The 13,150-nt window shown below is 33.3% G+C and carries 8 protein-coding genes; 7 read left to right on the top strand and 1 reads right to left on the bottom strand.

Going from position 1 to position 13,150, the window contains the following annotated elements; genetic code table 11:
* Window positions 1–463: 463 nt before the first annotated feature.
* The 4 genes from OO775_RS03650 (at window position 464) to lpxK (ending at window position 7,770) form a co-directional block, all read left to right on the top strand.
* A complete protein-coding gene (locus OO775_RS03650) occupies window positions 464–2,884 on the top strand; it encodes a WG repeat-containing protein (protein ID WP_264845655.1) in 2,421 nt (806 codons plus the stop codon).
* A gap of 52 nt (window positions 2,885–2,936) precedes the next feature.
* The gene (locus tag OO775_RS03655; RefSeq protein ID WP_264845656.1) at window positions 2,937–5,252 is read left to right on the top strand and encodes a WG repeat-containing protein; all 2,316 of its coding nucleotides are present in this window, start codon (window positions 2,937–2,939) and stop codon (window positions 5,250–5,252) included.
* Between the two features lie 177 nt (window positions 5,253–5,429).
* Window positions 5,430–6,749, top strand: a complete 1,320-nt coding sequence (locus OO775_RS03660) for an anaerobic C4-dicarboxylate transporter family protein (RefSeq protein ID WP_264845657.1) — start codon at window positions 5,430–5,432, stop codon at window positions 6,747–6,749.
* A 10-nt stretch (window positions 6,750–6,759) separates the two neighbouring features.
* Window positions 6,760–7,770: a tetraacyldisaccharide 4'-kinase gene (gene lpxK / locus OO775_RS03665; protein WP_264845658.1), complete on the top strand. Its 1,011-nt coding sequence runs from the start codon at window positions 6,760–6,762 to the stop codon at window positions 7,768–7,770.
* A gap of 13 nt (window positions 7,771–7,783) precedes the next feature.
* Here lpxK and OO775_RS03670 read toward each other — a convergent pair whose 3' ends face one another.
* Window positions 7,784–8,137: a rhodanese-like domain-containing protein gene (locus OO775_RS03670; RefSeq protein WP_264845659.1), complete on the bottom strand. Its 354-nt coding sequence runs from the start codon at window positions 8,135–8,137 to the stop codon at window positions 7,784–7,786.
* A 203-nt stretch (window positions 8,138–8,340) separates the two neighbouring features.
* Between OO775_RS03670 and OO775_RS03675 the strand changes: the two genes are divergently transcribed.
* From OO775_RS03675 to OO775_RS03685, 3 genes are all read left to right on the top strand, one after another.
* A complete protein-coding gene (locus OO775_RS03675; protein WP_264845660.1) occupies window positions 8,341–9,633 on the top strand; it encodes a c-type cytochrome in 1,293 nt (430 codons plus the stop codon).
* A gap of 40 nt (window positions 9,634–9,673) precedes the next feature.
* Window positions 9,674–12,742 (top strand): TAT-variant-translocated molybdopterin oxidoreductase, encoded by a 3,069-nt coding sequence (locus OO775_RS03680; protein WP_264845661.1) that lies wholly within the window; start codon window positions 9,674–9,676, stop codon window positions 12,740–12,742.
* 178 nt (window positions 12,743–12,920) lie between these two features.
* Window positions 12,921–13,145, top strand: coding sequence for a hypothetical protein (locus OO775_RS03685; protein WP_264845662.1), 225 nt, complete (start codon window positions 12,921–12,923; stop codon window positions 13,143–13,145).
* Window positions 13,146–13,150: the final 5 nt, after the last annotated feature.

Consider the following 13,150-nt stretch of genomic DNA (forward strand, 5'->3'; position numbering starts at 1 on the left):
TATTCATAAGTGCGACGCAATTCGCAGAACTCAAGTCGCCACCTTCTTTATGTAAAGAGGCTGATTCAAACAAATCAGACTTTTTTGGTTTTTAATGGTGTGTATTCTTTTGGTCGATTGCTTCACTAATTCAGAAAAATTTAGAGAGTAAGTCCCCATCTATTGTAATAATTTGGATAAAAATATAATTGGAAATTGATTTTACAAATTTTATCTATAAAAAAATAGATGAAATTTTGTATAATTATAAAATTAATTGCTATTGTTAATCTGATATATTTTACTTTTGATAGATAATAATTGTATAAATATTTCTGTTTTTCGTAGAAATAAATCAAAAATAGAAGTTTTTTGTAACAAACATTGAAAAAATAAATTTGATACACTTTTTTATTTTTTCAACTTTTTTTCAATACCTTTGCTTTAAATTTTAAATAAAATTGACTCAATTGCCAAAACTATTATGATTTTCAATTCAAAACAATCTCAATCTTTTGCAAGAGAAAAATTATATTTATCTTTTATTTCCAATGCTATCAAGGGTTTTTATTACGACAACATCAACACGATGTATAAAAAACTAACACTTCTTATTTTACTTTTAGGAGTATTCTCGTGCAAAACAAAGCAAGAGGAATATTCATATGATGCTATTGGCGATTTTTATTCTGGTTATGCTCCTGTTTTTCGAGATAATTTTACAGGGATAATTGATTCATTGGGCAATGTAATACTACCTTGTGAATATATTTCTATCAAAAAAATTTGGGAAGCAAAAGGCTTTTGTACTGCCATAAAAATGAACAACAAAAACGAAGAAATCACCGAGATTTTTAACTTAAAAACGGGCGAAAAAATTCTTTCCTCTACGGCTGATGACATTGATTTTTACGACAATGGCTGGATTGTGGTGCGGAGCGACTATGATATGGTTTATGACTACGAAGGTAAGGTTATTGTACCTGAAAAATATACCGACATTGGTGTATTGGACGACAATGGCTATATACGTGTTACCATTTTTGATAGAGAAAACGGTATTTATTACTATGGATATATTGATAAAAATGGTAACGAAAAAATCCCTCCTATTTACACCGAATTGCCTTCAAAAATTGAAAAAATTCCATCTCTTTTGAAAGTGCAAAAAAATGGACTTTACGGCTATATTGATACCGAGAATAATGAACGTGTCCCGATAAAATACGACGATCTTGCTGATATGTCTTTGGAATATTCATATCTTTCAGGTTGGTGTCAAAAAGACGGCAAATATGGCTATATTGAAGAGGGTAAGGAAGTTATCCCACCTATCTATGAAGATAAGCTCTATAATGAACATTACCGAGTAGTTGCAAAAAATAGCCAAGGAAAATATGGTATTTTTGATGTGAACGGTACACAACTTACTGATTTTAAATGGGATGAAGTTGTTTATCAAATTTATACCATTGATGTGGTTCGAAAGGACGGAAAATACGTTCTCCACAAGTTTAATGCAGATAATAAAGAAATTGAATATTCTTTTGATGAAGCAGTAGCATTTGACGAAGATTGGATAATTGCCAAAAAAAATGGGAAATGGGGAATGGTCAGTCTTTTAGAAGAAAAAATATTAATCCCTTATGAGTATGATACTTTTGAAGAAGGCTCGGAATATATTTTTACTAAAAACGGTGAAAAATATGTGATTGATTTCGATAATAAATACACAGTAAAGCCTTTTAATGATAGTAAAAAAGCAAAACAAAAAAATAACGTATTCGCTACTTATGATAATGTGCAACAACTTGATGACAAACACTTTATAGTAACACAAAACAACAAAAAAGGGGTGATAAACGCACAAGGCAAAATTACCGTACCGATAGCTTTTGAAAATGTTTATGACCGAGATAAGGATAACACGGTTTTAGTAACAAAAGGCAATGAAGAGCTCGAAGGTATTTATGATTATGTTATAGGAAAAGAGTTACTTCCTTGCAAATATTATAGAATTCTTGATACAGATGATATTCCTTACTTAATTGTGGGCGAAGTCAGGGAAAAGAAGGGCGGAGAAAAAAACTCAGTTGATTTTTATTCTAAAAAATATGAGCCGATTTCCATAGGAGTATATGATAATGCTGATTATCGTTTTTTTCATACTTATTTAATCGTTGATAAGGGCGGTTTTACAGGGGTTATGGACAAAAATGGTAAAGAAATCGTTCCGTGTAAATATCGCATTATCAATTATGACTATGACCTAAAAGCATTCAAAGTCATAAATCACGGAGGAGCTTATGGATTGTATGATGGCAATGGAAAAATGCATCTACCTCTGGAATATGATTATATTGGTCATAAAGCTGGCAATGTCATCTATCGAGATTATGAAGGCAAAGCAGGTGTTTATAACCTAACAAAAGGACATATTATTCCGTGTAAATATGAATGGTATGATACTTTTTATTCTTACATCTTGGCAAAACACGAAAATGGCAAACTCCTTTGGTTTGATGGAGATGGCAAACAATTGCTTCAATTTGAAAATGCTGATATTCATAATTTTACTGAAAATAGTGTTATCATTCTTGATAATCAAACGAAAAAAACACTTTTTATGAACGAAGAAGGGAAAATTTTGTTTGAAAAAGACTATACCCAAGTGAGTAAAAACATAAGTAGTGAAGGACTAATGGCAGTGCAAAAAAAACAAAAATGGGGTTTTATGAATTTGCAAGGCGAAGAAGTAATTCCGTGTATTTATGACGAGGCTCGACGGTTTTGGAATGGCATCGGGAAAGTGAAAACCAAAGGTAAATGGATGTTTATCAACAACAAAGGTGAAATTTTGCCTAACGTTACTGCCAAAGAAGAAAATGATGAAAAATTTTGGTAGTTTTCCCTATAAATAAATCTCAAATTAGTTTAAAAATACAATTATGATTTCAATGAAAAAAATAATGCTAATCATCTCTATACTATTATTTATAGGGAGTTGTTCCGAACCTATTCGTCAGTATGATAATATTGAGCTATTTGAAGATGGGTTCGCTTCTGTTCAAAAAAAGGGCAAAAAAGGACTTATTAATCACAAAGGTAAGGAAGTGATTCCGTGTGCGTATGAAGATATTAGGCGAATAAATGACCAATTATTTATCGTTACGCAGTTCAATGAAAATGAAAATGAAATGGAAGGCGTTTTCAGTATCAAAGCAGGTAAAGAACTTGTTCCTTGTAAGTATTATTCGGTTGAAGTTGATACAAAGCGCGATTTGCTTCATCTCTCTGGCGAAAAAGAAGGATATGTTGATTTTAATGGAAAAGAAGTAATTCCTGTTATATATGAATCCATAGAATGGCAAAGCGGTACAGATATTGCCAAAGTGGAAGTAAGGATAGGCTCCTTGTATAATCGTCTGTACGGATACATCAATGCTAAGGGCGAAACACTTATCAATACTAAGTATACAAGCATTGAGGCATATACCGAAGACAAATTCATAAAAGCTGAAAAATGGGGGAAATGGGGCTACATCGACCATAAAGGTAATGAAAAATTGCCATTTTTGTTTGAAGAAGTAGGTAATTTTGACGACAATGATTTAATTTGGGTAAAAACAGCAGGAAGATATGGCTTGGCAAACAAAAAAGGAGAAACCATAGCCAGAGCAAATTATGATTCTCCTATCTATTTTGAAGAGATAACAGATAAACAATTAGCCGTAGTGGCATTTGAAGGAAAATATGGTATCATTGACCGAACAGGCAAAGAGGTAATTGCTCCTACGTATAACGGTATTCGGTATGAAGATATGGGAGAACTTGATGAAGAAGGTTTTTACGAAGAAGGCGAAACCGCATCGATACAACTTTTTAAAAATGTAGCCGTGGTAGGGCACAAAGGGAAGTATGGCATCATAAACAACAGAACCGGAAAGGAAATCTCAGGATTTATCTATGATAAGGTTGATTTTCCTGATGAAAATTACCTCATTGCGAAAATGAACAACCAATGGGGTGTAGTTCAAATGAATACAGGGAAAATCGTTTTGCCCTTCAAGTATGATTTTCTTTGGATGTCAGACGAATTTGCCATAGCTCGTTTGGACGAAAAATGGGGTGTAGTCAATCTCCAAGGAGAGATCATAATACCTTTTGAATACGAAAATATTGACCCTCTTCCCAAAAGTGGATTTTTTAATGTAAAAAAAGACAAATGGGGTGTAGTCGATAAAAACGGAAAAGAAATAATTGCACCCAAATATACTTCATTTTATACCGAAGAATTTGAAGAAGATGACCTTGCTTGGGTATCTATTAATGGCAAAGATGACATTTTAAATTATGTTACAGCTAAGGAGTTAATCCCATGCGAATACGACGATTTGAGCTATAATTACGATTTTATCGAAACGCTAAAAAACGGCAAACACATTCTTTACAACAAAAAATATCAACCGATTCCCAATGCTACATATGACAAAATTGAAGATTTCAAAGGAAATGCAAATGTTGCTATCGTTCACCGTGACGGCAAAAAAGGATTGATTGATACCCAAGGCAAGGAAGTGCTTCCGTGTAAGTTTAAAGATATTAAACCTGATTATTACAGAGATATCGAAAACCATAAATCTGAAAAAATGTATTATACCTTGTTTGCCGAAGAGGGAGAAGGAATTGCCGATAGCAATGGAAATATAATGGTATTGATTGACAATGCTTGGATTCATACCGGAACTGGATTGAAAGAAAACACCCCGTTGATTGTGGTAAGAAATAAAAAATATGGTGTTATTTCAACTTCGGGAGAACAGCTTATTCCGTTCAAATACGATGATATTCGCTATATTGAACATAACTTTGCTATTGCCGAAATTGACGGATATAATACATTGGTGGATATGCAAGGCAAAGAATTGGTGGAACGTGCTAACCAATATTTTCATTTTGTTTCCTCTGATATTTTTGTAATTGAAGACAGACCAAGTCGCAAAACACGCTCATTGAACAAACTCAATCAGCGTATTAACACCAAAAATTACAAAGAATATGGCAATTCCTTTGTTGAAGGGTTGCTTGAAGTGAAAGATGCTTTTGACAAATGGGGTTTCATTGACGAAATGGGCAAAGAGGTTATTCCTTGTCAGTATGAAAGTGTTACGCAGTTTTCAGAAGGAAAGGCGATTGCCGAACTCAATGGCATATCATTCTACATTGATACCCGAGGAAAGTGTGTGCTACCCGTTGAAAAGACAAAAAAATAAATCTTACTTTGCTCAAAGGGAAGAATTCAATTAAAATAACATTTTTTGCATTTTTTCTCAGATTATGTATTAGTTTGTACGTAGAAAAGTAACGCATTGCGTTTCCGTAGCTAAAGTTTTTAATAAAAATTATTTTTTTGAAAAATATTTTGTATCTTCGTCAAAAATTTCATAGCAATGGACATTTATATTCAATTATTGATAGTACTATTGGCTATCTTTATTGGTGCAAGAATTGGAGGCATTGGATTGGGGATCTTTGGTATGATGGGGTTGGCTATTTTAGTTTTAGTTTTTGGACTAAAACCAGGGAATGCTCCCATTGATGTAATGTTAATGATTGTAGCGGTAATTACCGCCGCTTCAGCCTTGCAAGCAGCAGGAGGACTGGAATATTTGGTACAAGTTGCCGAAAAGATTTTAAGAAAAAATCCGGCAATGATTACATTTTTAGCACCAATTGTATGTTATACATTTACATTCTTTTCAGGAACGGGACACGTTGCATATTCGCTTTTGCCCATTATTTCTGAAATAGCAACAGAGAGTAAGGTTCGCCCAGAACGTCCGCTTAGTATTTCAGTAATTGCTTCACAACAAGCCATTACGGCAAGTCCTATTTCAGCAGCTACGGCAGCACTTCTAAGTAAAGATTTGCTTGGGACGTATGGTGTGGAGTTGAGTGATATTCTGATGGTATGTATTCCTGCAACTTTAATTGGAGTAATTGTTGGAGCTATTGCTGTTAGCTTTGTAGGTATTCCTCTTGAAAAAGACCCCGAATATCAACGTAGATTGGCAGAAAATTTGTTGAATAATTCGGAAGTAACCAAAAAAATAGAAGGGAAAAATCTTCGTAAAGCACGAATAGCTGTATGGATATTTTTGCTTGGAGTTATTTCAATCGTTATTTTTGGTTCTTTTTCATCACTTCGTCCTGTATTTACTGATGGAAGCCAGTTGGGCATGCCCGAAGTAATCGAAATAGTAATGATGACTGTAGCGGGACTAATTTTTATTTTTTCAAAGGCTGATGTTGGCAATGCTGTAAAAGGAAGTGTTTTCTTGGCAGGGATGCAAGCCGTCATAGCTATTTTTGGGATTGCTTGGATGGGTGATACATTCTTTCAAGGAAATATAGAATTTTTCAAATTGAGTATTGAAAACTTGGTTACGCAATATCCGTTTTTGTTTTCAGTAGCTTTATTTGTGATGTCTATTTTATTATTTAGTCAAGCAGCTACGGTGAGAACTTTATATCCATTGGGCATTGCATTGGGTATTCCTCCAATGACGATGGTAGCAATGTTCCCTGCTGTGAATGGATATTTCTTCATTCCCAATTATCCAACAGTGGTTGCGGCTATCAATTTTGATAGAACAGGAACAACACGTATTGGAAAATATGTATTGAATCATTCATTCCAACTACCTGGTTTTGTGGTAACTATTGTGACACTTATTATGGGTTATTTGATTGTGACTATATTTTTCTAAGGTTTAAAAAATGAAAATAATTCGGTATTTGCTTTTACCTTTTACATTGGTATATGCAGGGGTGATATATCTACGACATTGGTTGTATGATATTGGTTTTTTTTCATCAAAAAAATATGATTTTCCGATAATTTGCGTTGGAAATCTTAGTGTAGGAGGGACAGGGAAAACACCTATGACCGAATATTTAATTCGTCTTTTGACACCTTCGTACAAAATAGCAATTCTTAGTCGTGGCTACAAACGAAAAACTAAAGGATTGATTATTGCTGATGCTCAAAGTACAGCTCGAACATTAGGAGATGAACCATTTCAGTATCATAAAAAATTTCCCGAGATACTTGTTGCTGTTGATGAAAAACGCATACGAGGTACTGAGTATTTATTACAAAAATATCCAGAATTACAAACAATTATACTTGATGATGCTTTTCAACATCGGGCAATAAGAGCAGGTTTTTCTTTACTGCTCACAGCGTATGATGATTTATATATAGATGATTTTTTGCTTCCAACAGGTAATTTGAGAGATATTATTCATAGAGTTTCGCAAGCAGATTGTATTATAGTTACCAAATGCCCAACTCAATTAAGTGAAGCAGATAAAAAACAAATTCTTTATAGAATAAAACCTAAGAATAGACAAGCGGTATATTTTACAGGTATAAAATATTCAGAAAAAATTTGTTCAGAAACAGAGCAAAAAGATTTATTAGAATGGATACAAAAGCCTTTTACACTTATTACAGGAATTGCTAACCCCAAACCCTTGACAGATTATCTGACAGGGTTGGGAGCTGAATATAAATTAGTTTCTTTCTCTGATCATCATCATTTTTCGCCAGAAGAAATAGCTTCTTTGCAAAAAGAATCACGCATACTAACTACCGAAAAAGACTACGTACGATTATATAAAGAAATACCTTCTATTTTTTATCTTTCTATAGAAACTTATTTTATTTTTGACGAAGAAAAAAGAAGTTTTAATCAGGTAATAATGGGTTTTATAGAAAAAAACTAATATTTTTTTTAAATTATTTTACAGGATTTAATTTTAAATATCCGCCATCTAGATGGAAAATATATTTAAATCCTAATTTTTTTGCTGTTTTTACCGCCATAGCACTCCGTTTTCCACTTCTACAATATAAATAAATGGGTGTTTTTTTGTCCAATTTATTTAATTCTTCTTCAAAATTCGTAGCCAAGAAATCAATATTTATGGCATTGTCCATATGACCTTGTGTGTATTCTTTTGAAGTACGTACGTCTATAAGTATGCTATTTGGAGCATATTTATACGATTCAATAGGTAGATTTGTAACTTGTGAGAATAATTTGCAACTCGACATCAAAGCAAAAATAAATAAAAAATAAGGTGTTTTCATAAGAAATCTAAATTTTTGTGCAAATATAAATTATTTTGATGAAATATTATATGAAAAATTTAATTATTTAGAATTTATATAAATTACTTAAAAAAGTAAATTATTTTTTTTAAGTTCATTAAGAAATTATAACTTTGTGCCGTAAATCGTTTTAGTTGATTTTTGTGAAAACAATATTTGTAAGTTTTAAACTTGTTTTACATATGAAAAAGGTGAAAAATCCTACTTTTTTTACGATTATTTTTAGTGTACTTTTTTTGTTTTTATTCTCATTAGAGTCTTTTGCACAAGGCGACCCCGAGAAAGGAAAAACTATATTCAATACACATTGTGTAGCTTGTCATAAGTTGGAAGCTAAATCTATCGGTCCGGCTTTGGGAAAAGTAGAGGAACGAAGAACTAACGAATGGTTACATAAATGGATTAAAAATAGTGCCAAACTCATCGAATCGGGAGATAAAGATGCAATTGCTGTTTTTGAGGAGTATAACAAAGTACCTATGATTGCTTATGAAACTATTCTCTCAGATGAAGAAATAAATGATATTCTTGCTTTTACTACCAATCCACCTGAGGAAAAAGTTGTATCAACAGAGTCTTTACAGACAGAAGAGGTGGCGTCTTCACAACCTGAGCCTTTTCATTACACAAAAATAATAATATGTATAGCTGCAATTATTACACTATTGGCTTTGGTGTTCGTAGTAATTAAAGCTAATCGAACTCTTACATCTTTAGCAAAAGCTAATAATAAAGAAGAATTTTTAAAAAATCATAAATACTATCCTCTTTGGAATATCTTTTTAAAAAATAAAATTATCATTTCTTCAATTATTGCTGTTTTGTTTTTTGCTTCAACTTACTTACTGTTTGGTTATTTAATGCAAGTAGGAATAGACCAGGGATATCAACCAATTCAAGAAATTCACTATTCCCATAAGATTCACGCGGGAGATAATCAAATTGATTGTAAATATTGTCACTCGGCTGCTCGTACTTCAAAAACAGCAGGTATTCCATCTTTAAATGTTTGTATGAATTGCCATAAAACCATTAGTGAATACAAAGGAGTGGTTGAGCCAGAAAAAGGTTTGACTAAAGAGTTTTATGATGGAGAAATTAAAAAATTATATGATGCAGTAGGTTGGGATGCAGAAAATCAAAAATACACAGGGCATCAAAAACCTGTTAAATGGACACGTATCCATAATTTGCCTGATCACGTATATTTTAATCACGCTCAACACGTTACCGTAGCAGGAGTGGCTTGTCAAGAATGTCATGGGCCTATAGAGACGATGGAAGTTGTTCAGCAACAAGCGCCACTTACTATGGGCTGGTGTATCAATTGTCACAGAAAAACAGAAATAGATAATAATAATCCGTATTATAAAAATTATGAGAAAATACATCAACAACTTGCTAAAAAATACGGAGTAGAAAAACTTACGATTGCTCAGTTAGGAGGATTAGAGTGTGGTAAGTGTCATTATTAAAATTATTTTAAACTTTATAAAAGCTAATTTTAGATAAAATATGGCGTCAAACAAAAGATACTGGCGAAGTGTAGAGGAACTAAAAGATAGTTCTATATTAGAGACACTTAAACAGAATGAATTTGTATCCGAAATTCCTACGGATGAATTTTTAGGAAATAAAGAAAAATTAGAAAACTCATCAACAACACGACGAGATTTCTTGAAATATGTCGGATTTACTACTGCAGCAGCAGCTCTTGTAGCTTGCGAAGGACCAGTTAAAAAGGCTATTCCGTATGTAGTTTTGCCTGAACAAATTCGCCCAGGTATTCCCGATTTTTACGCAACAACTATTGCTGATGGATATGATTTTGCAAGTGTTTTGGTAAAAACTCGTGAAGGACGCCCTATCAAAATTGAAAATAATAGAGAGGCGCTTGTTAGAGGATGTGCCAATGCTCGTGTGCATGCTTCAGTATTGTCATTATATGATGATTTACGAATGAAAGCCCCTAAAAAGGCAGGACAAGAAACTTCTTGGGAAAATTTAGATGCTGATATATTAAAAGCATTAGATATAGCTCAATCTTCTGGAAAACAAATTATTTTGCTTACAACAACTCTGGCAAGTCCATCAACATATGCACTTATCAAAGACTTTTCAGAGAAATATCCTAATGCAAAACACATTCAGTATGATGCTATATCGGAGGAAACAGCTTTGCAGGCTTTTAATAAGAAATATGGCGTTCGTGCTTTAGCAGATTATAACTTGGAAAATACAGATGTGATTGTTTCTTTCGGAGCAGATTTTCTTGGTGATTGGCAAGGAGGTGGGTACGAAGAAGGTTATGCAAAAAAACGAATTCCTAAGAACGGAAGAATGTCCAAACATATTCAGTTTGAGACTAATATGACACTTTCAGGAGCTAATGCTGACAAACGCGTGGCACTTACTCCTTCTCAATTGAAAGTAGCTTTTGCTAAGTTTTACGGCTTGCTAAACGGACAAGTTGTTAATGCTTCGCTTCCTGATAAAGTAGAAGTAGCCTTGAAAAAAGCTGCAGAACAAGTTAAAAAAATGGGGACAAAAGCCGTAGTTCTCACAGGAATACAAGATGTTGATGCTCAAAGTTTGGCTTTGGAAATCAATCAAAAATTAAACTCTGAGGCATTCAATGTACAACAATATCTTAAAGTAAGACAAGGAAATATAGCTCAGATATCGGAGCTCATTGCTGATATGAATGCTGGAAAGGTAGGAGTTCTAATTACTTCCAATGTAAATCCTTTATATTCATTAGCAAACGCTTCTGAATTTGAAAACGGACTTAAAAAGGTTGATTTTTCTGTTGCTTTTTCAATGAAAGAAGACGAAACTTCGACAAAAACAACCTATACAGCTGCAACTCCTCACTATTTAGAGTCGTGGGGCGATGTAGAAATAAGAAGAGGTGATTTTGCGTTAATACAGCCTACAATTCGCCCATTGTTTAATACTCGTCAGCTACAAGATGCTCTTATTAAATGGCTTGATAAAGGTGAATATTATGATTATTTAAAAAAATATTGGAATGAATTTATATTGATGGGCGCCTCTTGGGAAAAAGCTCTTCATGATGGATTTTTCTCAATGGTGACACCTAATATATTACAACCCATAGAGCAAGAGCTTTCAGTTGAAGCAATGGTTTCGCGGTTGGCAATGACTTCATCACAAGGATATGAACTTGTTTTATATTCAAAAGTTGGAATGGGAGATGGACAACAAGCCAATAATCCTTGGTTACAAGAATTTCCAGATCCAATATCTCGCGTATCGTGGGATAATTATTTAACGATGTCTGCTTCAGATGCTAAAAAATTAGGCTTCAAAAATTGGCATGTTGCCAATGGAGCATTAGACGGAGATTATGCAGAAATTACTGCTAATGGAGTAAAACTCAAAGTACCTGTATTTATTCAGCCAGGACAAGCACAAGGTTCATTTGGATTGGCTTTTGGATATGGAAGAAAAATAGGAATGAAAAAAGAAATGCAGGTTGGGGTAAATGCCTATTCGTTATATCATAATTTTTCAAATGTTCAAAATGTAACTATTGCCAAGGCTTCGGGAGTACACGAATATGCTTGTATTCAGTTGCATAATACCCTTATGGGACGTGGAGACATATTAAAAGAAACCTCTTTGCAAGATTTTATAAATAAATCAGCAAAAATATGGAATCCTAAACTGCAAGTATCTTTAAATCACCAAAATGTAAAAGCATCTTCGGTTTCTTTGTGGGAAGAATTCGATCATACTACAGGACACCATTTCAATTTATCAATTGATTTAAATGCTTGTACAGGTTGTGGCGCTTGTGTTATTGCTTGTCATGCTGAAAATAATGTACCAGTAGTAGGTAAGAATGAAGTTCGTAAGTCGAGAGATATGCATTGGTTGCGTATTGATCGTTATTATTCTTCCGAAGATACTTTTGCAGGAGATATTTATAAGAAAGAAAATATCAACGGATTGGGAGCGGCTTTAACTACTTTCGGTGAAATGGAAGATCCGTCTGAAAATCCGCAAGTGGCTTTTCAACCTGTTATGTGTCAGCATTGTAACAATGCACCTTGTGAAACGGTTTGCCCTGTAGGAGCTACTTCTCATGGTTTACAAGGACAGAACCATATGGCATACAATAGATGTGTGGGAACGCGTTATTGTGCTAACAACTGCCCATACAAAGTACGTCGTTTTAATTGGTTTGTATATAGTAACAATAACGAATTTGACTATAATATGAATAACGATTTGGGTAAAATGGTACTCAATCCTGATGTGGTAGTTCGTTCCAGAGGAGTTATGGAAAAATGTTCGTTCTGTATTCAATCAACACAAGCAGTTATTCTTAAAGCTAAACGAGAAGGAAGAGCTGTACGTGAAGGAGAATTTAACGATGCCTGTGCATGTGCATCAGCTTGTGGTACAGGTGCTATGGTTTTCGGTGATGTTAATGAAAAAAATAGTGAGATTGCTAAACTTGTACAAGATGAAAGAGCATATCACTTGCTTGAACATGTTGGTACAAAACCAAATGTATTGTATCAGGTAAAAGTGAGAAATACTGCTGATATATAAATACAGAAATTAGGTTAGGTTGATAGTTGATTGAACTTTTGCATATAATAGAATTTAAGTAAAAAACTGAAAAAATCAGTACAACTTAACAAAAATCATAAAGAAAAATCAACCAGGACAGAAAAATAAATAGGTTGGTAATAAATATATATTTTGGTATATAAATTAGAAAAAAAATATGAAAAGTATAGGAAGTTTTATGGTTATTATAGGAATTTTAGCCATAGTTTTAGATTTTTTTGGTAGAGTTCCTAAAATATTGGTTTGGATATACTCATGGGGAGATACGATTGCTTGGGTTATAAAAATAGCTCTGGTTGTTATAGGAGGTGTTCTGTATATGGTAGGTAATATAAATCAAACCAAGCACAACAATAGCTTATTAAACATTACTTTAAATTAGTATAA

The sequence above is a fragment of the Capnocytophaga catalasegens genome (genome assembly GCF_026005215.1).
GTDB classification, from domain to species: domain Bacteria; phylum Bacteroidota; class Bacteroidia; order Flavobacteriales; family Flavobacteriaceae; genus Capnocytophaga; species Capnocytophaga catalasegens.

What these genes read in the sequence shown, in the direction of transcription:
- OO775_RS03650 (WP_264845655.1), top strand. Translation starts at nt 464, where the DNA reads ATGATTTTCAATTCAAAACAATCTCAATCTTTTGCAAGAGAAAAATTA.
- OO775_RS03655 (WP_264845656.1), top strand. Translation starts at nt 2,937, where the DNA reads ATGAAAAAAATAATGCTAATCATCTCTATACTATTATTTATAGGGAGT.
- OO775_RS03660 (WP_264845657.1), top strand. Translation starts at nt 5,430, where the DNA reads ATGGACATTTATATTCAATTATTGATAGTACTATTGGCTATCTTTATT.
- lpxK (WP_264845658.1), top strand. Translation starts at nt 6,760, where the DNA reads ATGAAAATAATTCGGTATTTGCTTTTACCTTTTACATTGGTATATGCA.
- OO775_RS03670 (WP_264845659.1), bottom strand. Translation starts at nt 8,137, where the DNA reads ATGAAAACACCTTATTTTTTATTTATTTTTGCTTTGATGTCGAGTTGC.
- OO775_RS03675 (WP_264845660.1), top strand. Translation starts at nt 8,341, where the DNA reads ATGAAAAAGGTGAAAAATCCTACTTTTTTTACGATTATTTTTAGTGTA.
- OO775_RS03680 (WP_264845661.1), top strand. Translation starts at nt 9,674, where the DNA reads ATGGCGTCAAACAAAAGATACTGGCGAAGTGTAGAGGAACTAAAAGAT.
- OO775_RS03685 (WP_264845662.1), top strand. Translation starts at nt 12,921, where the DNA reads ATGAAAAGTATAGGAAGTTTTATGGTTATTATAGGAATTTTAGCCATA.